The organism is Streptomyces sp. NPDC030222 (assembly GCF_055573115.1).
This window is the reverse complement of record NZ_JBVICA010000006.1, coordinates 259,983-283,818: the sequence shown is the minus strand read 5'-3', so window position 1 is coordinate 283,818 and position 23,836 is coordinate 259,983. Positions and strand designations below refer to the sequence as shown.

Genomic DNA, 23,836 nt, shown 5'->3' with positions numbered 1-23,836 from the left:
TGCCGACTGCCGACGACTACGTAGAGGTGAAGGAAAGATGCCGCTGACCCCCGAGGACGTGCGGAACAAGCAGTTCACGACCGTCCGCCTCCGAGAAGGCTATGACGAGGACGAGGTCGATGCCTTCCTCGACGAGGTCGAAGCCGAACTGACCCGCCTGCTCCGCGAGAACGAGGACCTGCGGGCCAAGCTGGCCGCAGCGACCCGTGCCGCCGCGCAGAACCAGCAGCAGCAGGCCATGCGCAAGCCGGAGCCGCAGGACAGGCCCGGCGCGCCCGTGCCCGCCGCCATATCGGGTCCGCCGGTCCAGCAGCAGCCCCCGCAGATGGGTCCCCCCCAGCTGCCGGGTGGAGCTCCTCAGCTGCCGGCCGGTCCGATGGGTCAGGGTCCGCAGGGTCCCGGTCCGATGGGTCAGGGTCCGATGGGTCAGGGTCCGATGGGCCAGGGTCCGATGGGTGGCCCCATGGGCGGTCCGATGGGTGGCCCCATGGGTGGCCCGCAGATGCCTCAGCAGGGTCCCGGCGGCGACAGCGCCGCACGCGTCCTGTCCCTCGCCCAGCAGACCGCCGACCAGGCGATCGCGGAGGCCCGTTCCGAGGCCAACAAGATCGTCGGCGAGGCGCGCAGCCGCGCCGAGGGCCTGGAGCGGGACGCCCGCGCCAAGGCCGACGCGCTGGAGCGGGACGCGCAGGAGAAGCACCGCGTCGCGATGGGCTCCCTGGAGTCCGCCCGTGCCACGCTGGAGCGCAAGGTCGATGACCTGCGCGGTTTCGAGCGCGAGTACCGCACGCGTCTGAAGTCGTACCTGGAGAGCCAGCTGCGCCAGCTGGAGAGCCAGGGCGACGAGTCGCTGGCCCCGCCGCGCAGTCCCGCCGCCCCGTCGCTGCCGCCTGCTCCGCAGATGAGCGGCTCCATGGCGCCGGCCGGTGCGGGTGGCATGGGCCACACCATGGGCGGCAACCCGGCCATGGGCGGTCACAACCAGCCTCCGGGCGGCCCGTCCTACGGCGGCCAGCAGCAGATGTCGCCGGCGATGACCCAGCCGATGGCACCGGTGCGTCCGCAGGCGCCCCAGCCGATGCCGCAGGCGCCGTCGCCCATGCGTGGTTTTCTGATCGACGAGGACGACAACTGACGCCCTCGTAACTGTCGGCAGCTCCATAGGGCCGGGCCCGGGACACAGTCCCGGGCCCGGCCCTTTTCGGCGTGTCCCGGTCCGTCGGCGCCGTGCCACCGCGGCGGACCGGGGAACGGGGAGCGGCCCGCGTTCTCGGCGGCGAGTTCCGACAGCCGGGGGGTACGGACGAACAGTTTCCGGGCTCGGGCGGCGGACTGGCTCGCTCCGGTCGCCCGCGGACGGTACGGCGCCCGGGAACGCTCCGGGGACGTCGGCGGCAGGTGCGGGGCAATGGGAGACGGAGACCTCGGGCCCTGCCCATGCTCGGCGTCGGGCGTCGGAGGTCGGGCGTCTGTCGGTGGGTGGCGGGATGACCGGGTGCCTGCAGGGGCCCGGGTGCCTGGGCGGGGCCGGGTACGGCGAAGGGCCCGGCGGAACGGCCGGGCCCCTCACCGGTGGATTACGCCTTACGGATGCGGAACGTCAGTGCGAGACCCTCGTCCGAGAAGGGGGCGCCGAAGGAGTCGTCGGCGTTGCCCTGGGCGAAGTCCACGGCGAGCACCTCGTCCGCGATGAGCGCGGAGTGCTCGAGGAGGGCCGCCGTGGTGTCCGCGTCGGCGGACGACCAGCGGACGACGATCCGGTCCGAGACGTCGAGGCCGCTGTTCTTGCGGGACTCCTGGATCAGCCGGATGGCGTCGCGGGCCAGACCCGCGAGACGCAGCTCCGGAGTGATCTCCAGGTCCAGCGCGACCGTGGCACCCGAGTCGGACGCCACCGACCAGCCCTCGCGGGGCGTCTCCGTGATGATCACCTCGTCGGGGGCCAGCGACACGGTCTCCCCGTCGACGACCACGGAGGCGTTCCCCTCGCGCAGTGCCAGCGACAGCGCAGCCGCGTCGGCCTCGGCGACCGCCCTGGCGACCGCCTGGACGCCCTTGCCGAAGCGCTTGCCGAGCGCACGGAAGTTGGCCTTCGCCGTCGTGTCGACGAGCGAGCCGCCGACCTCGGACAGCGAGGCCAGCGAGGAGACGTTCAGCTCCTCGGTGATCTGGGCCCGCAGCTCGGGGGACAGCGCCTCGAAGCCGGCCGCGGCGACCAGCGCGCGGGACAGCGGCTGCCGGGTCTTCACACCGGACTCGGCACGCGTCGCACGCCCCAGCTCGACGAGACGCCTGACGAGGGCCATCTGCCGGGACAGTTCCGGGTCGACCATGGCCAGGTCCGGCTCGGGCCACGACGTCAGGTGCACCGACTCCGGCGCGTCCGGGGTGACCGGGACGACGAGGTCCTGCCACACCCGCTCGGTGATGAACGGGGTGAGCGGGGCCATGAGCCGGGTGACCGTCTCCACGACCTCGTGCAGGGTGCGCAGCGCGGCCGCGTCGCCCTGCCAGAAGCGCCGGCGCGAACGCCGTACGTACCAGTTCGACAGATCGTCGACGAACGCCGACAGCAGCTTGCCGGCCCGCTGCGTGTCGTACGCCTCCATCGCCTGCGTGACCTGGTCGACCAGCGCGTTCAGCTCACCGAGCAGCCAGCGGTCCAGCAGCGGTCGGTCGGCCGGGGCCGGGTCGGACGCGGACGGCGCCCAGCCGGACGTACGGGCGTACAGGGCCTGGAAGGCCACGGTGTTCCAGTAGGTGAGGAGCGTCTTGCGGACGACTTCCTGGATGGTGCCGTGGCCCACGCGGCGCGCCGCCCAGGGGGAGCCGCCGGCGGCCATGAACCAGCGGACCGCGTCGGCGCCGTGCTGGTCCATGAGCGGGATCGGCTGGAGGATGTTGCCGAGGTGCTTGGACATCTTGCGGCCGTCCTCGGCGAGGATGTGGCCGAGGCAGACCACGTTCTCGTACGACGACCTGTCGAAGACGAGGGTGCCGACCGCCATGAGCGTGTAGAACCAGCCGCGGGTCTGGTCGATGGCCTCGGAGATGAACTGCGCCGGGTAGCGCCTCTCGAAGATCTCCTTGTTGCGGTACGGGTAGCCCCACTGCGCGAACGGCATCGAGCCCGAGTCGTACCAGGCGTCGATGACCTCGGGCACGCGCACCGCTTCGAGGGAGCAGCCCTCGTGCGTGCAGTCGAAGGTCACGGCGTCGATGTACGGCCGGTGCGGGTCCAGGCCCGACTGGTCGGTGCCGGTCAGCTGGCTCAGCTCGGCGAGCGAGCCCACGCAGGTGAGGTGGTCGTCCTCGCAGCGCCAGACGGGCAGCGGGGTGCCCCAGTAGCGGTTGCGGGACAGCGCCCAGTCGATGTTGTTGTTCAGCCAGTCGCCGAAGCGGCCGTGCTTGACCGAGTCCGGGAACCAGTTGGTCTTCTCGTTCTCGGCGAGCAGCCGGTCCTTGATCGCGGTGGTGCGGATGTACCAGGACGGCTGGGCGTAGTAGAGCAGCGCGGTGTGGCAGCGCCAGCAGTGCGGGTAGCTGTGCTCGTACGGCACGTGCCGGAACAGCAGGCCGCGGGTGTCGAGGTCCTTGGTCAGCGCCTCGTCGGCCTTCTTGAAGAAGACCCCGCCGACCAGGGGCACGTCCTCCCCGAAGGTGCCGTCCGGGCGGACCGGGTTCACCACCGGCAGGCCGTACGCCCGGCAGACCCGGAGGTCGTCTTCACCGAACGCCGGGGCCTGGTGGACCAGACCCGTACCGTCGTCGGTGGTCACGTAGTCGGCGTTGACGACGAAGTGGGCGGGCGCGTCGAAGGGGACCAGTTCGAACGGCCGCCGGTAGGTCCAGCGCTCCATCTCGGCGCCGGTGAAGGACTCGCCGGTGGCCTCCCAGCCCTCGCCCAGGGCCTTCGCCAGCAGGGGCTCGGCGACGACCAGCTTCTCCTCACCGTTCGTCGCCACGACGTAGCGGACGGCGGGGTGCGCGGCGACGGCGGTGTTGGACACCAGGGTCCACGGGGTGGTCGTCCAGACCAGCAGCGCGGCCTCGCCGGCGAGCGGGCCGGAGGTCAGCGGGAACCGCACGAAGACCGACGGGTCGACGACTGTCTCGTACCCCTGCGCCAGCTCGTGGTCGGACAGTCCGGTGCCGCAGCGGGGGCACCAGGGGGCGACACGGTGGTCCTGGACCAGCAGGCCCTTGTCGAAGATCTCCTTCAGCGACCACCACACGGACTCGACGTACTCCGGGTCCATGGTCCGGTAGGCGTCGTCCAGGTCGACCCAGTAGCCCATCCGGGTGGTCAGCTCGGCGAACGCGTCCGTGTGGCGGGTCACCGACTCGCGGCACTTCGCGTTGAACTCGGCGATGCCGTACGCCTCGATGTCCTGCTTGCCGTTGAAGCCGAGCTCCTTCTCGACCGCCAGCTCCACCGGCAGGCCGTGGCAGTCCCAGCCGGCCTTGCGGGCCACGTGGTAGCCGCGCATGGTGCGGAACCGCGGGAAGACGTCCTTGAAGACGCGGGCCTCGATGTGGTGGGCTCCGGGCATGCCGTTCGCGGTCGGCGGGCCCTCGTAGAACACCCACTCGGGGCGGCCCTCGGACTGCTCAAGGGACTTCTGGAAGACCTTCGCCTCGCGCCAGAAGTCGAGCACGGCGTGCTCGAGCGCGGGGAGGTCGACCTGGGCGGGCACCTGACGGTACTGCGGCGGGGTCATCGACGAGCTCCTCCAACGGACTGTGTCACTTCCGTCGGAGGGACGAGAGCCGTTGTGCGCTCCCGCGGTACCACCCTCCTTGGCGGCGTACATGCCACACCGCCCGCTCATTGGGGTCGCGACACCGGTTCTACTCCCCGTGGGCCACGCCCGCGGCTTTCTTCCGGCAGCTCCGGGGTGATGCTTCACATCGCGCTCGCCCCCGGGCTCGCACCGTCCCCGGGTCGCTCTTGGCTGCGTACGACGCTACTCGTCCCCATCCACGCCTTTCGCTTCGCCCAGTGTACGGGCCGCCCGGCGGGGCGGCCGACCGTATTTCGGGAGCCCGCCCCCGCTGACTCGAATGGCACAGCCGGGGCGGGTGGGTCACCGTGGGGTATCCGGTCCGGATTACCGGGCGTCGAGCTGGGCACAACCGAGGCAGGCTCGACGCGTCGCGCACGAGGTCACGCCGCTGGGCGGCGTGCCCCGTTGCCGCAGGGCTGGGGTCGATTTATCGTCCCAGCACGGTTCGCGTGCAAGATCACAATATGTGAAGGGGCCGCGGCATGGTGGCGAAGAAGACCGCCGCAACGAAGTCTGCGTCCATGAGATCCACCGCCACGGACGAGGCGGCCGTATCCACACGCGTGAAGGGGGCACCGGCGGCCCTGTCCCGGGGCGCCGACGCCGTCGCGCCGGCCCGACGGCTCGCGGGCGGCGGGACCACCCTGCGGGAGGCATCGGCGGGCACGGGGTCCCTCGCGAAGGCCGCGCGGGACGGCACGGCCGTGGAGCGCAAGGCGACACGGAGGATGGCGGCGGAGGAGGCGGTGCCCGTTGCCGGGGATGGTGCCGGGGATACGGCCCGATCCGGAGGGCGGCCGGCGGGACGGAGGAGGACGGTGACGGCGGGCGCATCCGCCGACGAGCCCGTCCGGAAGAAGCCGCAGGCGAGGAAGCAGGCCGTGGGCGAGGTCTCGGCGCGGGAGCCGAACGAGTCCGAGGAGCCGAAGGAGTCCCGGGGCAGGGTGGGTGCCGGGAAGGAGGCCTCCGGGAAGCCCGCGGTGAAGAAGAGCGCGGGGAGGATGACCGCAGGGAAGGCGGCTGCCAAGGAGGCCCCGGGAGCCTCGAAGGAGCCGTCCGGGAGGACGGCTGCGAGGAAGGCGTCCCAGGGCGAACCGGCCGCGAACAAGGAACCTCCCGGGAAGGCGCCACCCAAGAAGGCGCCCACGAGGAAGAAGGCCACAGGGAAGGCATCGGCCGGGGAGGCAGTCGGTGCAGCCGCCGTGGAGGCTCCCGAGGCCGGGAAGACCGCGGAGAAGAGGCGGGGCGCGGAGAAGAGGCGGGGCGCCGAGAGGAAGCAGGACGCCGGGGGGAAGCAGGCCTCGGAGGAGAAGCCGGAGAAGCCGGAGAAGCCGGAGAAGAAGAAGGCCCTCAAGCAGGGGGCGTCTGAGAAGAAGGCAGCCTCCGGCAAGGCTTCCGCGAAGAAGGCGGCGGGCGGAAAGGCTGTCCGCAAGCCCTCCGCTGCGGCCACGGAGGAGCCGGGGCCCGGGGCGGAACCGGCCGGGCCGGGCGGGAAGACGCGCGGGAAGACGTCGGTGAAGGCGCCTGAGAAGGAAGCCGCCGCTACGTCCGCCGAGGCACGTGCGAAGACGGCAGCCGAGGCGCCTGCGAAAGCGTCCGCGAGGACGTCCGTGAAGGCGGTCAGGGAGGTGCCTGCGAGGGCGTCCGCGAAGACGGCCACGGAGGTACCTGCGAAGGCGTCCGCGAAGACGGCCACGGAGGCGCCTGCGAAGGCGTCCGCGAAGACGGCCACGGAGGCGCCTGCCAAGGCGTCCGCGAAGACGGCCACGGAGGCGCCTGCCAAGGCGTCCGCGAAGGCGGTCACGGAGGAACGCGCGAAGACGTCCGCGAAGGTTTCCGTGGAGGAACCCGCCAAGACCCCCGAAAAGGCGACTACGCAGGCATCCACCAGGACTTCCGGAGGGACGCCCGCCAAGACGTCCGTAAGAACGACCGCAAAGGCACCTGTCAAGACGTCCGCAAAGACCTCCCCCGAGTCATCCGCAAGGCCCCCTGCCCGGAAGAAGACAGGTGCAGAGCGGGCCGCCGCTGGGAAGCCTGCTTCGGGCACGGCACGTACGGCGCAGGGGGCGGTGGAGACGGCCGTCGGCACGGTCGCCGACGACACGGGTGTCGGCGGGACCGCCGCCGCGGAGCCGCGGGACGGAGGGACGGCGACCGCGCGCAGGACGGGCCCGCGCACGACTGGGAGGAAGGCCGGTCTGGCACGGAGGGCCGCGGCGGTCGGCGCGAAGGCGTCGGGAGCCGTCGAGGGCACTGCGGAGCCGGGAGTGAAGGCCGACGGGAAGGCCCGGGCCGTCAGGAGCAAGGCCGGGGTGACCGGGAAGACGGGTGCGGCCGCGGCCGCGAAGCAGACGGGAGCCAGGACTGTGGTTGCGAAGAAGACCGTGGGTGGGGCGACGGCGGTCACGGAGGGCGCTGCGGCGGCTTCACAGCTGTCCACGGCCCGGATCGTCGGGGCGGTCGAACCGGGGGAGCTGGCCGTACGGCCGGGTGAGGACCCCTGGACGGTGGAGGAGGTCGACGAGGCCCGGACCGAGCTGACCGGTGAGGCGGAGCGGATCCGTACCGAGCTCAGGCACTCCGAGGACGCCCTGTCGGGGCTGATGCGGGACTCCGGTGACGGTGCGGGTGACGACCAGGCCGACACCGGAACCAAGAACATCACGCGGGAGCATGAAATGGCGCTGGCCGCCAACGCCCGCGAGACGCTCACCCAGGTCGAACGTGCGATCGGGCGGCTGGACACGGGGACGTACGGGCTGTGCGAGAACTGCGGCAACCCCATCGGGAAGGCTCGTATGCAGGCGTTCCCCCGCGCCACCCTCTGTGTGGAATGCAAGCAGAAGCAGGAGCGACGCGGCTGACCTCTTGCCATCTGCGTGCCGTACTCTCGTGCACAGTCAGGCACCTAGGTTGAGGGACTCACGTGGCAGAGGCGGAGCGCATCATCGGTACGCCAGATGTTGAGGGGGAGACGACCCCGGAGGAGCAGCCCGTATCCCGTGGGAAGCGGCGTCTTCTCGCCCTGTTCGTCGTCGCGGCCGTCGCCTACGCGCTGGACCTCGTCAGCAAGATGATCGTCGTGGCGAAGCTGGAGCACCACGAGCCGATCGAGGTCATCGGTGACTGGCTGAAGTTCGAGGCGGTGCGCAATCCCGGCGCCGCCTTCAGCTTCGGCGAGGCGTTCACCGTGATCTTCACCATCATCGCGGCCGTGGTGATCGTGGTGATCGCCCGTATCGCGCGGAAGCTCTACAGCCTGCCGTGGGCCATCGCCCTCGGCCTGCTGCTCGGAGGCGCGCTGGGCAATCTCACCGACCGGATCTTCCGCTCACCTGGGGTCTTCCGGGGCGCCGTGGTCGACTTCATCGCGCCGGCGCACTTCGCCGTGTTCAATCTCGCCGACTCCGCGATCGTCTGCGGAGGCATCCTGATCGTGCTGCTGTCGTTCCGGGGGCTGGACCCGGACGGGACCGTTCACAAGGACTGACGGGACGGTCCACGAGGTCCGACAGGGCATACTCGACGGGTGAGCACGATTCCCGAGATCCGTACGCTGCCCGTTCCCGATGGCCTGGAGGGCGAGCGCGTCGACGCCGCCATCGCCCGCATGTTCGGGTTCTCCCGGACGAAGGCGGCCGAGCTGGCTGCCGCCGGCAAGGTCCTCGTCGACGGCAGCGCCGTCGGGAAGTCCGAGCGGGTGCAGGGCGGGGCCTGGCTCGAGGTCGAGATGCCGGCGCCGGCCGCGCCGGTGCAGATCGTCGCCGAGCCGGTCGAGGGCATGGAGATCGTGCACGACGACGACGACATCGTCGTGATCGTCAAGCCGATCGGGGTCGCCGCGCACCCGAGCCCGGGCTGGACCGGCACCACCGTCATCGGCGGGCTCGCCGCGGCCGGCTACCGCATCTCGACGTCGGGTGCGGCCGAGCGCCAGGGCATCGTGCACCGTCTGGACGTCGGCACCTCCGGGCTGATGGTCGTCGCCAAGTCGGAGCGCGCCTACACGCTGCTCAAGCAGCAGTTCCGGGAGCGCACGGTCGACAAGCGCTACCACGCCCTCGTGCAGGGCCACCCCGACCCGCTGAGCGGCACCATCGACGCACCCATCGGCCGGCACCCGAACCACGACTACAAGTGGGCCGTGACCGCCGAGGGCAAGCCGTCGGTCACGCACTACGACCTCATCGAGGCGTTCCGCGCCGCGTCGCTGCTGGACATCAAGCTGGAGACCGGCCGTACCCACCAGATCCGTGTCCACATGGCCGCCCACCGGCATCCGTGCGTGGGCGACCTGACCTACGGCGCCGACCCGACGATGGCTCGCCGGCTCGGTGTGACCCGGCAGTGGCTGCACGCGGTGCGCCTGGGCTTCGAGCACCCCTCGGACGGCCAATGGGTGGAGTTCACCAGCGACTACCCGGCCGATCTGCAGGCCGCACTGGACCGGGTCCGCGCCGAGAGCGCGTGAGCACCTTCCGGGTGCGGTCGCCGAGACCCCGCCGACCGCGAGGCCTGCTTCGGGGTGCGCAAATCCTGCACCGGGCGATGCGCCGCACGCTGTAGCGGCAGTTCGCCGAAGGCCGTAGCCGACGAGGGGCCGCATGCCCTGCCCGGCATTGCGCGGCACGCTCCGGCCGGCATTGCGCGGCACGCTCCGGCCGGCGTTGCGCGGCATGCTCGGCCCGGCGTTGCGCGGCACGTTCCGGCCGGCGATGTGCCGCACCGCTGTGGCCGAGCGGTCCCGGGTCCCGGCGCGCCCGAGGCCTCCGTGGCACGCTGGACGTCTTGATGATCGTCAAGGCGGAGGGTGCCCGTGGACCAGCTGGCGCTGCTGTTCATCCTGTTGCTTGGGGCGATCGTCACGGTGCCGCTCGGCGACCGGCTGAGACTGCCGGCGCCGGTGCTGATGACGCTCATGGGCATCGTGATCGCGCTGACGCCGTTCGCGCCCGGCGTGGAGATCCCGCCCGAGCTCATCCTGCCGCTGGTGCTGCCCCCGCTGCTCTACGCGTCCGCGCAGCGCACCACATGGCGGCAGTTCGCGGTGAACAAACGGCCGATCTTCCTGCTGGCGGTGGCGCTGGTGTTCGTCACCACGGCCGCCGTGGCGGTGGTCGCGCACTCGGTCGTGCCGGGCCTGCCGCTCGCCGCGGCAGTGGCGCTGGGCGCGCTCGTGGCACCGCCCGACCCGGTCGCGGCCACCGCGGTCGCCGGATCGCTCGGACTGCCGCGGCGGCTGGTGTCGATCCTGGAGGGCGAGGGCCTCTTCAACGACGTCACCGCGATCGTGCTCTACCACGTGGCGATCGCCGCGGTCGTCACCGGATCCTTCTCCTGGCCCGAGGCCATCGGGCAACTGGTGCTCTCCGCCGTCGTCGCCGTGGTCGTGGGCCTGGTCCTCGGCTGGCTCTCCAACAGGCTCCTCGGCCTGCTGGACGACGCCACGCTCCAGATCGGCCTCACTCTCCTCGTACCGTTCGTGAGCTACGTCCTCGCGGAGGAACTCCACGGCTCGGGGGTGCTCGCCGTCCTCACCACCGCGCTGTTCCTCGCCGAACACGCCATGGACGCCGACGACGTCCTCGGGCGGCTCGCCGGGCACACCTTCTGGCAGATCGTGGACACGCTGGTCACCGGCGTCGCCTTCGGGCTGATCGGTCTGGAGCTGCACAACGTCCTCGACACCGTCACGGGCCGGGTCGGGCAGACCCTCGGCTGGGCCGCCGTCATCGTCGCGGTGGTCGTCGGCGTCCGGTTGCTGTGGCTGCTGCCCGCCGCCTGGCTCGCCGCGAGACTCCACTCCCGGCGCGACTACGACGAGGACCTCCCCATCGGCTGGCGCGAGACCGTCGTCATGTGGTGGGCCGGCATGCGCGGTGTGGCGTCCGTCGCGCTCGCCCTCGCGATCCCGCTGCGGACGGCCGACGGCTCGCCCTTCCCCGCCCGCGACGAGATCGTCTACATCGCCTTCGCCGTGGTCCTGAGCACGCTCGTCTTCCAGGGGCTGACCCTGCCCCGGCTGGTCCGGGTGCTCGGCGTCCGCGCCGAGCCGGACGCCGACCGCGAGGACGAGCGTGCCCTGGCACTCCGGGCCGCGAAGGCGGCCAAACGCCGGCTCAAGGAGATCGAGGCGGAGGAGGACCTGCCCGAGGACGTGGTGGAGCAACTGCTGCGCCGCGCCTACGATGTGGGCGCCAGGATCAGCCCCGACATGGTCGACGAGGAGCGCCGCGAGGCCTACGCGCGCCGGGTCGAACGGCTCAGGACGGTGCAGCGAATCCAGCGGGAGATGCTCTCCGCCGCCCGCCGCGAGGTGCTGTCCGCGCGCAGCGAGCCGGGCGCGAACCCGGAGGTCGTCGACCGAGTGCTGCGGCATCTCGACGTGCGCAGCCTGCCCTGAGCCGGGGCGGGGCCCGGTGGCTGGGGAAGGCATCGGACCGGGGCTCCCACCTGGCACGATGGCCGGATGAACATCATGCTTTTCCACTCGATGTACGGGCTGCGGCCGGCGGTGCGGGACGCGGCCGACCGGCTGCGCGCAGCGGGCCACGAGGTATGGGTGCCCGACCTGTTCGAGGGACGGACCTTCGAATCGGCCGAGGAGAGCCAGGCCTTCCGCGAGGAGGCCGGCAGGGACGAACTGCTCCGCCGCGCGGTGCTGGCGGCGGCGCCGTACTCCGAACGGGGCATGGTGTACGCGGGGTTCTCCCTCGGCGGTGCCATCGCGCAGAACCTGGCCCTGGGCGACGGCAACGCACGCGGCTTGCTGCTCCTGCACGGGACGTCGGACATCGCCGCGAACACCTCGGTGGACGACCTGCCCGTGCAGCTCCACGTCGCGGATCCCGACCCGTTCGAGCCGCACGACTGGCTGAACACCTGGTACCTGCAGATGCAGAAGGCCGGCGCCGACGTAGAGATCCACCGCTACTCCGGAGCGGGGCACCTCTACACGGATCCGGGCCTGGCCGACTACGACGAGGACGCGGCCGAGCAGACCTGGAGGACCGCGCTGGGCTTCCTGGAGACGCTCGCGGACTCCTAGTACAGGGCGGCGAGGCGGCATTCGCGGACATGGTGACGAGGCCACGGCCAATTCGGGCCGTGGCCTCGGCGTCCGGGAAATCCACTGGTGGCCGAGCTGGTGTTTCGGTCTTTCCTGCGGCTGTTTCCGTCTGCCGTTTCGGTATCGGGTGGTAATTCTTTCGGTATGCCTTCGAAGGGACTTCGCGTCACCGTTCCCGGCATGGGTGCGAGCTGGCCGCCTGAGATACATATGCGCAGGTCACGGTACAACCCATGGTTGATGTGCCGACGAGCCGGAAAACCTGTACGGAGAGACTGTCGGTGCCTTATCCGACCCTGATCGCTTCCTTAAATATCCTTAAGGTCGGGCGGCGTGCGCGGTTTTGTGTTCTAGCGTGCGAGGGAAACGACGGAGCTTTCGATGCCCCGTCATTTCCGCTACGGAGAACGGAGTTCTCTCTGATGAACCACCGCCGTACCGTCAATCGCAAGGTGCAGGTCGCCACCGGCCTGGTCCTGGGAGGTGCCCTCACCGCAGGAGTCGCCGCACTGCTGCCGGGCGCGGCGCAGGCACGCCTTCCCGGCGGGGATCAGCAGTCCGCGCAGAAACCCCGCCCCCGGCCGGCACCCGCCTTCGCGCCCTATGCGGACGCCTCGGTCAAGCCGTCGCTCGATCTGCCGGCCTGGGCCAAGGGGGCTGGGGTGAAGGAGGTCAATCTCGGCTTCGTCAACCGCGGCAGCGGCTGCGTCCCGGAGTGGGGCGGGATCTCCGGCTCCAGTCCGCTGGGCCGCAACCCCGTGGCCGCCCGGATCGACGCCTTCCGCAAGGCGGGAGGTGACGTGCGGGTGGTGTTCGGCGGTGACCACGGCGCGGAGCTGGCGACGGTCTGTTCCGATCCCGCGAAGCTGGCCGCGGCCTACGGCAAGGTCATATCCCGGTTCGCGCTCACCAAGGTGAACTTCGACATCGATGGCTACGGCCTGCACATGCCGCAGGTCAACTCCCTGCGTTCGAAGGCACTCGCCACGCTTCAGAAGCGCAACCCCTCACTGGACGTGGTGTTCACCCTGCCGGCGCTGCCCAACGGCCTGACGTCCGACGGCGTCGGCGTGCTCGCCGATGCGCGGAAACAGGGCGTACGTATCTCCGCCGTCAACATCACCCCCGACGACTTCGGAACGGCCCGGCCCGGTGACATGGGCAGGCTCGCGACCGGTGCGGCCACTGCCGCCCAGCGCCAGATCAAGACCGCGCTGGGACTCTCGGAAGCGGCTGCCTGGCGCAGGCTCGCGATCACCCCGACCATCGGCGTCAACGGCCCCGGCGGAACCAAGGGCCCGGTGTTCGGCCTGCAGGACGCGAAGGAAGTCGTCGACTTCGCCCGGACGAAGAAGATCGCCTGGCTGTCCATGTCGACCGCCAACCGGGACAAGGCCTGCAAGGGCACGGCGGAGTCCGCAGGGTCCGCGTGCAGTGGCGTCGCACAGCAGCCCTTCGCATTCAGCAAGATCTTCGCCGCCTATCGCGGACCGGACGGCGGGTCCGGCACGCCACGGCCGCAGCCCACGGCCCCGAAGCCCTCCCCGACGGCCACCAGGCCGGCGCCTCCCAGGCCCACGCCCACGGCCACCAAGCCGGCGCCTCCCAGGCCCACAGCCACTCCGACCAGCCCCAAGCCGCCCTCGAACCCGGGGGAGAGCCTCGGGCGCCAGGTCATCGCGCTGGTCAACACGGAGCGCGCGAAGGCGGGCTGTCCGACCGTCCGGGAGAACGCCCTGCTGAACAGGGCAGCGCTGGGCCACTCCGACGACATGGCCCGTCGCGACTTCTTCGACCACACCAACCCGGACGGCAGGGGGCCCGGCGAACGCATCACCGCCGCCGGATACCGGTGGTCGACCTTCGGCGAGAACATCGCACGAGGCCAGCGCACACCCGCCGATGTCATGAGGTCCTGGATGAACAGCACGGGCCACCGCACCAACATCCTCAACTGCCGCGTGAAGGAGATCGGCATGGGCGTGCGGGAGGGCGCGGGCGGGCCCTGGTGGACCCAGGTCTTCGCCACCAGCCGCTGACGGCCCGGATGCCGGCCCTCCAGTGGTCCCCGGTGCAGCGGCCGGGGCCACCCGCGACGCCGCCCTGCCGGGTCCCGTCCGGCCGCAGCAGGGCGTAGCCACCGGCCCCTGTCCCTGTACTGCTCAGGGGGACAGGGCCGGGGGACGGGGCAGGGGGAAATCAGCCCGCGCGGTAGGCGGTCCAGTGGTTCTTCATCCGTGCGACCTGACCCGCGCTGAACTGGTACATGCAGGAGTCGTACGTGTAGTCCATGAAGTTGTGGATCGGGTCCTTGCCGGTCTTGTTGGTGCAGGTGTCACGACCGGTCGGGCACTCGTACGCGGGGGACTTCTCGGCCGGGGTGTCCGAGACGTAGTCGCCGCTGCCGCCGCAGCCGCCCTGGAAGGTGTGGTAGAGCCCCATCCAGTGGCCGACCTCGTGGGTGGCGGTGTCACCCTCGTTGTAGTTGGCGGAGGAGCCGCCGGGCAGCGAGGCGTCGAGGACGACGACGCCGTCGTCCGTGGGGTTGGACGCGTAGTCGCTGGGGAAGGTCGCCCAGCCGAGCAGGCCGCCGCCGATCTTGGCGGTGTAGAAGTTCAGTGCCTCGGGGCCGCCCTTGCGCAGCGTGCTCTTCATCGACCTCTCGGCGGAGGAGTCGGGGGTGACGCCGTTGTACCAGGCGGCGTTGTTCGTGTAGTCGGTGCCGGCCAGGGTGAACTGGAAGCCCGAGTTCGCGTTGCCGGTGCCCTGGCCGCCGTACGCGGAGTTGAGCACGGCCATCTGCCGGTTGATGTCCGTGGAGGTCAGCTTGCCGGCCGTGCCGTCGTGGATGACGTGGAAGTAGACCGGGATGCTGGTGACCGCGGTCGCCGCGAAGGCTCTGGCCTTGCCGCGCCGGGACTCCAGCTTCTGCTTCAGCGCAGCGTCCATGGCCTTGGCCTGGGCGGCGGAGATCTCGTTGGGCTCGTTGGTGTGGCCGGAGGCGCCGGGGCGGGCCTCACGGGCCGTTGCGCTGCCCGTCTCGACGCAGTCCTCGGCGGCGGACGGCGCCTTGGCGGCTGCGACGGTGGTGGGCGCGGACAGCGGGGAAAGGGCCAGGGTTCCGGCCATGATTGCTGTTCCGAGCGCACGGTGACGCAGACGCGGCGATATGCGGACAAGAGCACGCATGGTGACTCCTTGCGGGGGGTGGTGGGGGACGGTTTTTCTCACCGCCGCCGGGAGATTACGTGCCCATGCCAGATCTTGATGAGAATTGAACAAGCCCAATCGATCATCAGGCGATTGGGGACATCCGGGAGAAAATCTCGGGCCGGTCCCGGAGTTCGGGACGCGGACGTAACGTCCGGTGCTGCGACGACGGGCGGTGTGTCCCGGTTCGTTACCGCGGGAAACACCACCCGTCGAGTGAATGTGATCTTCAGTTAACACGCCGGAGATGGCTGAAAATCGACGCCAGGGAACCGGTCATCGGACCGGCTGGTACACCCGCTCGATCTTCTGCGTTCCACTGCGCGTCAGATACGACCGCTGCCATGCGCTCGTGGCGTCACGGTCCGTACGGTCCGAGACGGTGTAGTAGTCCATCTGGGTGCGCTCGGCCGTGACGTCGAGCACGCCGTAGCCGTGGTAGTCCATGTCGACCCACTTCACGTGCCGGTTGGCCGCCTTGATGGCGCCGGCGGCGACCAGCGACAGCGTGTGCGGTGCCACGTGCAGCAGGTCGTCGATGTTGTCGGAGGTCACCGAGGTGACCACGAACTCCGTCGCCGCGGAGGCCGACAGCGGGTACGTGGCGGCCTTCACCGGCACGTCGTTGGCCCAGGCCATATGGATGTCGCCGGTCAGGAACACCGTGTTGGCGACCCCGCGCTCCCGCAGGTGGGCCAGCAGCTCCCTGCGGTCGTCGGTGTAGCCGTCCCACTGGTCGGTGTTGATCGTCAGACCGCCGCTGGGCAGGCCGAGCAACTTCGCCAGGGGCTCCAGGAGATGGGCCGGCAGCGCGCCGAACGCCACGGGCGAGATCATCACCGAGGTACCGACGAGCTTCCAGGCCGCGTCGGAGGAGGCGAGTCCGGCCTTCAGCCAGTCCAGCTGCGCCCGGCCGGTGATGCTGCGCTCCGGGTCGTCCACACCGCCGTTGCCCGCCTTCACCTGCTGAGAGCGGAACGAGCGCAGGTCGAGCAGATGCAGATCGGCCAGCCGGCCGAAGCGCAGCCGCCGGAACACGGTCCCCTCGGTGGACGTCCGCACCGGCATCCACTCGAAGTAGGCCTGCTTGGCCGCGGCCACCCGCCGCGCCCACTCGCCCTCGGCGCCCGGGGTGTGGTTCTCCGCCCCGCCCGACCAGGCGTCGTTGGCGAACTCGTGGTCGTCCCAGATCGCCACCACCGGGTGCGCGGCGTGCATCGCCTGGAGATCGGGGTCCGTCTTGTACTTGCCGTGCCGGGTCCGGTAGTCGGCCAGCGAGACGATCTCGTGCAGCGGTTCGTGCTGCCGCACCACGTACTTCGGCTCCGGGTAGCTGCCCGAGCCGTACTCGTAGATGTAGTCGCCGAGGTGCAGGACGGCGTCGAGGTCGGTGCGCGCCGCGAGGTGCCGGTAGGCGGAGAAGTACCCCGCCTCCCAGTTGGAGCAGGAGACCACGCCGAAGCGCACGCCGGGCGCGGCCGAGTCCATGCCGGGAGCGGTCCGGGTCCGTCCGGCCGGCGACTGGATGCCGCCCGCGGTGAACCGGAACCAGTAGGAGGTCGCCGGGGCGAGCCCGCGTACATCGATCTTCACCGTGTGGTCCGACGCGGCCGTCGCGGTCGCCGAACCCTGGGCAATGACCCGGGAGAAGCTCCTCTCCTGGGCGACCTCCCAGGTCACGACGGTGTCCGGCCCGATCCCGGACCCGGGCCGGGCCTCGGGGACCGGGGTGACCCGGGTCCACAGCAGCACCCCGTCGGGCAGCGGGTCGCCGGAGGCGACGCCGTGCAGGAAGGCGGGGGCCTGCGAGGCGGATGCGGGGGTGGCGGCGGCAGCGGGGCGAATGGTCGCGGCGGCTACGGCCGGACCCGCGACGGCAGTGGCGGCAGCGGCCTTGACGACCGTGCGGCGACTGTGAGTTGGAGTGGGGAGACTGGTCACGGCCGCATACCCTACTGACGGGTACGCGAAACGGGCAGACGTTGAACGTAATGTTCGTCTGCCCGTTGTCAGCGCGTTGCGGCCAGGTGGAGAGCCGTCAGCCCTTCAGGGCCTTGTCGACGGCCGCGGTGAACTCAGGCGCGGTCATCGGGGTGTTGTCCGAACCCTCCGAGGTGACCTTCTTGCCGTTCATCTTGAGGGTCGGCGTGCCGGTGACGCCGCTCTTGTCGAACTTCTTCGACATCTCGAGCGCCCAGCGGTCGTAGGTGCCGTTCTTCACGTCCGCCTGGAACTGCTTGTTGTCCTTCAGCGCCGGCACGGTGCCGGCCGCCTCGAGCAGGTAGTCGTCCTTGGCGAACTTGTCCTGGCTCTCCTCCGGGTGGAACTTCGCGGAGTAGAGCGCGGCCTTGTAGTCCAGGAAGGCCTGGGTGCTCACGTTCAGCGCGGCACCGAGCGCGCTGAGCGCGTTCTTCGAGCCCTCGCCGTTGGTGCCGTTGTCGATGAACGTGGCGCCGACGAACTGGACCTTGTACTTGCCGGCCTCGACGTCCTTCTTGATCGTCTCGCCGACCTGCTGCTCGAAGGTCGCGCAGATCGGGCAGCGCGCGTCCTCGTACATCTCCAGGGTCTTCTTGGCCTCGGGCTTGCCGACGACGATCTCGGTGCCGTCCTTGCCGGAGGCGTTCGCGGGAATGGCCAGCTCCTTCGTCTTGGCCGCTTCCCACGCCGTCGGCTTGTTGGCCTGCACCACCGCGAAGCCGACACCGCCGGCCGCGGCGAGGACACCGACGATGGCGGAGGCGACGACGAGCTGGCGCCTCACCTTGTCCTTCTTGGCCTGGCGTTCGCGCTCGGCGCGCAGACGCTCGCGGGCTGCCGCCTTGTTGGCCTGGCTGTTGCGTGCACTCATGATCATTCACTCCGTGGGAAGACGTGGTAATGGGGACTGCGGTGTTCGCTCAGGCGGTGACGAGTGCCGAGCGGGGCGGTCCCCGGCGTCCGACGGAGTGCGCGAGCAGAGGTGAGCGGACCGGGGTGAGCGGCCGGTCCGCGATGCGGGTGCCGGGCCGGAGGAGGGGGCGCGGAGCGGTCGCCGCGCGGACCGCGACCAGCAGCGGCCGGAAGGCGAACGAGGCCGTCGCACGCAGCAGACCGGCCAGCGCGGCCTCTCCCCTGCGCAGCCACAGGGCGGCGAGCAGCCCGACCGACACATGGACGGCGAGCAGCAGCCACGGCAGCGCGGGGTCCGGCGAGCCGAGCAGGCCCGCCGCGCCGTGTGCCGGAGCCGTGACGCCCGGCAGCGCGGCGCCCGCCTCGCCGCCGCAGAACACGTCCACCCCGACCGAGCGCAGCGAACCGGCCACCGGTCCGCCCGCCGGGCCGTAGCAGACGTGCTGCCCGGTGGTGAAGACGGTGTCCGCGGCCAGCTCCGTCGGTATCAGCACCCCGGCGATGGGCCCGAAGCCCCGCTCGCGTCCGGCGAGGGCGTACGCGACGGCGAAGACCACGGCGGCGATCGCCGTGACCGTGGAGAACGGCAGCGGCACCCCGGACAGCAGCACGTGGGCGCCGGCGGACAGCGTCACGACCAGTGCCGTGAAAAGTGCCGCCCGCAGCGCCCTGAGCCGCGTCCCCGATATGTCCATCGCAGGGCAGTGTGTCATGCCGGTGGGTAAGCGAGGTCTAAAGTGCGCCCGGGATCCGGTGGCCCGGACCCCGGAGCGCCCGGATCCGGCCCGGTGTCCGTCGCGTCAGTGGCCGAGCCCCGGGATGCGGCCGTTGCGGAAGAGGTCCACGAAGATCTGGTGGTCGGCCCGGGCCCGCGCCCCGTAGGCGTGGGCGAAGTCCGTGAGCATCACGGCGAACCCGTCCTCGTCGGCGGCGATGGCGGCGTCGATGGCCCGCTCCGTGGAGAACGGCACCAGCGAGTGCCCACTCTCGTCGTCGGCCGCCGCGTGCATCGTCGCCGTGGCCCGGCCCAGGTCCGCGACCACCGCAGCGATCTCCGCCGGGTCGTCGAGGTCCGACCAGTCCAGGTCCACCACGTACGGGGAGACCTCCGCGACCAGCTGACCGGTGCCGTCCAGTTCGGTCCAGCCCAGCCACGGGTCGGCGTGGTCCTGGAGCGCCCGCTGCGAGATCACCGTGCGGTGCCCCTCGTGCCGGAAGTAGTCGCGCACCCGCTGGTCGGTGACGTGCCGGGACACCGCGGGGGTCTGCGCCTGCTTCATGTAGATGACGACGTCGTTCTCCAGGGCGTCGCTGTGCCCCTCCAGCAGGATGTTGTAAGAGGGCAGCCCGGCGGAGCCGATGCCGATGCCGCGCCGCCCCACCACGTCCTTGACCCGGTACGAGTCGGGCCGCACCAGGCTGGACTCGGGCAGGGTCTCCAGATAGCCGTCGAATGCCGCGAGGACCTTGTAGCGCGTGGCCGCGTCCAGGTCGATCGAACCGCCGCCGGGCGCGAAGCGCCGCTCGTACTCCCGGATCTCGGTCATCGAGTCCAGCAGCCCGAAGCGGGTGAGCGAGCGGGCCGTGCGCAGCGCCTCCAGCAGCGGGCCCTCGGCGGTGTCCAGGGTGAAGGGGGGAACGTCGTCGTCCTTGGCGCCCGTCGCCAGCGCGTGTATGCGCTCCCGGTAGGCGGCGGCGTAGATCCGCACCAGGTCGCCGATCTGCCCGTCGGAGAGCGCCTTGGCGTGACCGATCAGCGCGACGGAGGCGGCGAAGCGCTTGAGGTCCCAGGTGAAGGGGCCGACATAGGCCTCGTCGAAGTCGTTGACGTTGAAGATCAGCCGGCCGTTCGAGTCCATGTACGTACCGAAGTTCTCGGCGTGCAGATCGCCGTGGATCCACACCCGGCCGGTCCGGTCGTCGACATACGGGCCGGCCGGCGTGCCGTCGTCCAGGTCCGTGTAGAACAGGCACGCCGTGCCGCGGTAGAAGGCGAACGCGGAGGCCGCCATCTTCCGGAACTTGACGCGGAAGGCGGCCGGGTCGGCGGCGAGCAGCTCGCCGAAGGCGGTGTCGAAGACGGCGAGGATCTGCTCGCCGCGCTGTTCGGCCGTGGCCGTCTGGACCGGCATCGCGTGGTGCCTCCTGGTACGAGAAGAATCGGACAGGTGTCCCGTTCCGCCGCTGCCCGGGGTACGGACGGCGGCACGACGGAACCAACGAGCGACCGTACCCGCGAGTGCCCGGTCGGTGTCAGTGGAGAGGCATAGACTTCGACGCTGACCCCCCAGACTTTCGTCCCGCGTTCGCCCGGAGGCCTGCAGCCGTGACCAAGCCGCCCTTCACGCACCTTCACGTCCACACCCAGTACTCGCTGCTGGACGGTGCGGCGCGGCTCAAGGACATGTTCAACGCCTGCAACGAGATGGGCATGACCCACATCGCCATGAGCGACCACGGCAACCTCCACGGGGCGTACGACTTCTTCCACCAGGCCCAGAAGGCCGGGGTCACGCCGATCATCGGCATCGAGGCGTACGTCGCGCCCGAGTCGCGGCGGAACAAGCGCAAGATCGTCTGGGGCCAGCCGCACCAGAAGCGGGACGACGTCTCCGGTTCCGGTGGTTACACCCACAAGACGATCTGGGCGGCGAACGCGACCGGTCTGCACAACCTCTTCCGCCTGTCCTCCGACGCGTACGCCGAGGGCTGGCTGCAGAAGTGGCCGCGGATGGACAAGGAGACCATCGCCCAGTGGTCCGAGGGGCTCATCGCCTCCACCGGCTGCCCCTCCGGCGAACTCCAGACCCGGCTGCGCCTCGGCCAGTACGAGGAGGCCCGCAAGGCGGCAGGGGAGTACCAGGACATCTTCGGCAAGGACCGGTACTTCCTGGAGCTGATGGACCACGGCATCGACATCGAGCGCCGGGTCCGCGACGACCTGCTGAAGATCGGCAAGGAACTCGGCATCCCCCCGCTGGTCACCAACGACTCGCACTACACCTATGCGCACGAGGCCGGCGCCCACGACGCGCTGCTGTGCATCCAGACCGGCAAGAACCTCTCGGACCCGGACCGGTTCAAGTTCGACGGCACCGGCTACTACCTGAAGTCGACGGACGAGATGTACGCCATCGACTCCTCGGACGCCTGGCAGGAGGGCTGCCGCAACACCCTGCTGGTCGCCGAGCAGGTCGACACCTCGGGCATGTTCCAGAAGCGCGACCTGATGCCGAAGTTCGACATCCCGGAGGGCTACACCGAGGTCAGCTGGTTCCGCGAGGAGACCATGCGGGGCATGGCCCGCCGCTTCCCCGGCGGCATCCCCGAGGACCGTCTCAAGCAGGTCGAGTACGAGATGGACACGATCATCTCGATGGGCTTCCCCGGCTACTTCCTCGTGGTCGCCGACTTCATCATGTGGGCCAAGAAGCAGGGCATCGCGGTCGGCCCCGGCCGTGGCTCCGCGGCCGGCTCGATCGTCGCGTACGCCCTGGGCATCACCGACCTCGACCCCATCCCGCACGGTCTGATCTTCGAGCGCTTCCTCAACCCCGAGCGCATCTCGATGCCCGATGTCGACATCGACTTCGACGAGCGTCGGCGCGTCGAGGTGATCAGGTACGTGACCGAGAAGTACGGCGCCGACAAGGTCGCCATGATCGGTACCTACGGCACCATCAAGGCCAAGAACGCGATCAAGGACTCGGCGCGGGTGCTCGGCTACCCGTACGCGATGGGCGACCGGCTCACCAAGGCGATGCCCGCCGACGTCCTCGGCAAGGGCATCCCGCTCTCCGGCATCCTCGACCCCGGCCACCCGCGCTACGGCGAGGCCGGTGAGATCCGCGGGATGTACGAGAACGAGCCGGACGTGAAGAAGGTCATCGACACCGCGCGCGGCGTCGAGGGCCTGGTCCGGCAGATGGGCGTGCACGCCGCCGGCGTGATCATGTCCAGCGAGACCATCACCGAGCACGTCCCCGTCTGGGTGCGGCACACCGACGGCGTCACCATCACCCAGTGGGACTACCCGAGCTGTGAGTCGCTCGGCCTGCTGAAGATGGACTTCCTCGGCCTGCGCAACCTCACGATCATGGACGACGCCGTCAAGATGGTGAAGGCCGGCAAGGGCATCGACATCGATCTCCTGGCCCTCCCGCTCGACGACCCCAAGACCTTCGAGCTGCTCCAGCGCGGCGACACCCTCGGCGTCTTCCAGTTCGACGGCGGCCCCATGCGGTCGCTGCTGCGGCTGATGAAGCCCGACAACTTCGAGGACATCTCCGCCGTGTCGGCCCTCTACCGGCCGGGCCCGATGGGCATGAACTCGCACACCAACTACGCCCTGCGCAAGAACAAGCAGCAGGAGATCACCCCGATCCACCCGGAGCTGGAGGAGCCGCTCAAGGAGGTCCTGGACGTCACCTACGGCCTGATCGTCTACCAGGAGCAGGTGCAGAAGGCCGCCCAGATCATCGCCGGCTACTCGCTCGGCGAGGCCGACATCCTCCGCCGGGTGATGGGCAAGAAGAAGCCCGAGGAACTGGCGAAGAACTTCACGATCTTCCAGGCGGGCGCCCGCAAGAACGAATACAGCGACGAGGCCATCCAGGCCCTGTGGGACGTCCTGGTCCCGTTCGCCGGATACGCCTTCAACAAGGCGCACTCGGCGGCCTACGGACTGGTGTCCTACTGGACCGCCTACCTCAAGGCGAACCACCCCGCCGAGTACATGGCCGCGCTCCTCACCTCGGTCAAGGACGACAAGGACAAGTCCGCGGTCTATCTGAACGAGTGCCGCCGCATGGGCATCCGCGTCCTGCCGCCCAACGTCAACGAGTCCGAGTCCAACTTCGCCGCCCAGGGCGACGACGTCATCCTCTTCGGCCTGACCGCCGTGCGGAACGTCGGACAGAACGTGGTGGACTCGGTCATCAAATGCCGCAAGGCCAAGGGGAAGTACACCTCCTTCCCGGACTTCCTCGACAAGGTCGAGGCCGTGGTCTGCAACAAGCGCACCATCGAATCGCTGATCAAGGCCGGTGCCTTCGACGAGATGGGCCACACCCGCAAGGGGCTCACCGCGCAGTACGAGCCGATGATCGACAACGTGGTCGCGGTGAAGCGCAAGGAGGCCGAAGGACAGTTCGACCTCTTCGGCGGCATGGGCGACGAGGACAGCAGCGAGCCCGGCTTCGGCCTCGACGTGGAGTTCTCCGACGTCGAATGGGACAAGACGTACCTGCTGGCCCAGGAGCGGGAGATGCTCGGTCTCTACGTCTCCGACCATCCGCTCTTCGGTATCGAGCACGTGCTCAGTGACAAGACGGACGCCGCGATCTCCCAGCTCACCGGCGGTGAGCACGCGGACGGAGCGGTCGTCACCATCGGCGGCATCATCTCCGGCCTCCAGCGGAAGATGACCAAGCAGGGCAACGCCTGGGCGATCGCCACCGTCGAGGACCTGGCCGGCTCCATCGAGTGCATGTTCTTCCCCGCCACCTACCAGCTGGTGTCCACTCAGCTGGTCGAGGACGCCGTCGTCTTCGTCAAGGGCCGCCTCGACAAGCGCGAGGACGTGCCCCGGCTGGTCGCCATGGAACTGATGGTCCCCGACCTGTCCGCGGCCGGGAGCAACGCCCCCGTCGTCCTCACCATCCCGACCGTCAAGGTCACCCCGCCCATGGTGAGCCGGCTCGGCGAGATCCTCAGCCACCACAAGGGCAACACCGAGGTGCGGATCAAGCTCCAGGGCCCGCGCTCCACGACCGTGCTGCGGCTCGACCGGCACCGGGTCCAGCCCGACCCCGCCCTCTTCGGCGATCTGAAGGTGCTGCTCGGCCCGTCCTGCCTGGCCGGCTGAGCACCGGCC

General features: G+C 70.2%; 14 protein-coding genes. 8 read left to right on the top strand and 6 right to left on the bottom strand.

Going from position 1 to position 23,836, the window contains the following annotated elements:
* The first annotated feature begins 37 nt into the window (after positions 1-37).
* A complete protein-coding gene (locus ACZ4Z5_RS11875) occupies positions 38-1,135 on the top strand; it encodes a DivIVA domain-containing protein (protein WP_468260284.1) in 1,098 nt (365 codons plus the stop codon).
* A 442-nt stretch (positions 1,136-1,577) separates the two neighbouring features.
* Here the strand turns inward: ACZ4Z5_RS11875 and ileS are convergent, their stop codons facing one another.
* Complete coding sequence (gene ileS / locus ACZ4Z5_RS11870; protein ID WP_468260282.1) at positions 1,578-4,721, bottom strand: isoleucine--tRNA ligase; 3,144 nt, start codon at positions 4,719-4,721, stop codon at positions 1,578-1,580.
* 548 nt (positions 4,722-5,269) lie between these two features.
* On the opposite strand from ileS, the gene ACZ4Z5_RS11865 reads away from it, so the two are divergent.
* From ACZ4Z5_RS11865 to ACZ4Z5_RS11840, 6 genes are all read left to right on the top strand, one after another.
* A complete protein-coding gene (locus tag ACZ4Z5_RS11865) occupies positions 5,270-7,654 on the top strand; it encodes a TraR/DksA family transcriptional regulator (protein ID WP_468260279.1) in 2,385 nt (794 codons plus the stop codon).
* 62 nt (positions 7,655-7,716) lie between these two features.
* Entirely contained in the window at positions 7,717-8,280 is a 564-nt protein-coding gene (gene lspA, locus ACZ4Z5_RS11860) for a signal peptidase II (RefSeq protein WP_468260276.1), read from the top strand.
* Between the two features lie 39 nt (positions 8,281-8,319).
* Positions 8,320-9,261, top strand: a complete 942-nt coding sequence (locus tag ACZ4Z5_RS11855; protein ID WP_468260274.1) for an RluA family pseudouridine synthase — start codon at positions 8,320-8,322, stop codon at positions 9,259-9,261.
* A 345-nt stretch (positions 9,262-9,606) separates the two neighbouring features.
* Positions 9,607-11,193, top strand: a complete 1,587-nt coding sequence (locus tag ACZ4Z5_RS11850; RefSeq protein ID WP_468260271.1) for a Na+/H+ antiporter — start codon at positions 9,607-9,609, stop codon at positions 11,191-11,193.
* A gap of 66 nt (positions 11,194-11,259) precedes the next feature.
* On the top strand, positions 11,260-11,838 hold the full coding sequence (locus tag ACZ4Z5_RS11845; protein WP_468260268.1) for a dienelactone hydrolase family protein: 579 nt from the start codon (positions 11,260-11,262) through the stop codon (positions 11,836-11,838).
* A gap of 443 nt (positions 11,839-12,281) precedes the next feature.
* On the top strand, positions 12,282-13,898 hold the full coding sequence (locus tag ACZ4Z5_RS11840; RefSeq protein ID WP_468260266.1) for a CAP domain-containing protein: 1,617 nt from the start codon (positions 12,282-12,284) through the stop codon (positions 13,896-13,898).
* Between the two features lie 160 nt (positions 13,899-14,058).
* On the opposite strand, the gene ACZ4Z5_RS11835 is transcribed toward ACZ4Z5_RS11840, so the two are convergent.
* From ACZ4Z5_RS11835 to ACZ4Z5_RS11815, 5 genes are all read right to left on the bottom strand, one after another.
* A complete protein-coding gene (locus ACZ4Z5_RS11835) occupies positions 14,059-15,048 on the bottom strand; it encodes a zinc metalloprotease (protein WP_468260264.1) in 990 nt (329 codons plus the stop codon).
* Between the two features lie 297 nt (positions 15,049-15,345).
* A complete protein-coding gene (locus tag ACZ4Z5_RS11830) occupies positions 15,346-17,010 on the bottom strand; it encodes an alkaline phosphatase D family protein (protein ID WP_468260261.1) in 1,665 nt (554 codons plus the stop codon).
* 97 nt (positions 17,011-17,107) lie between these two features.
* Complete coding sequence (locus ACZ4Z5_RS11825; protein ID WP_468260258.1) at positions 17,108-17,920, bottom strand: DsbA family protein; 813 nt, start codon at positions 17,918-17,920, stop codon at positions 17,108-17,110.
* 49 nt (positions 17,921-17,969) lie between these two features.
* Positions 17,970-18,656, bottom strand: a complete 687-nt coding sequence (locus tag ACZ4Z5_RS11820; RefSeq protein WP_468260255.1) for a hypothetical protein — start codon at positions 18,654-18,656, stop codon at positions 17,970-17,972.
* Positions 18,657-18,761: 105 nt separating this feature from the next.
* Complete coding sequence (locus tag ACZ4Z5_RS11815; protein ID WP_468260252.1) at positions 18,762-20,093, bottom strand: DUF2252 domain-containing protein; 1,332 nt, start codon at positions 20,091-20,093, stop codon at positions 18,762-18,764.
* Between the two features lie 194 nt (positions 20,094-20,287).
* Here ACZ4Z5_RS11815 and dnaE point away from each other — a divergent pair, with 194 nt between their 5' ends.
* The gene (gene dnaE / locus ACZ4Z5_RS11810) at positions 20,288-23,827 is read left to right on the top strand and encodes a DNA polymerase III subunit alpha (protein WP_468260249.1); all 3,540 of its coding nucleotides are present in this window, start codon (positions 20,288-20,290) and stop codon (positions 23,825-23,827) included.
* Positions 23,828-23,836: the final 9 nt, after the last annotated feature.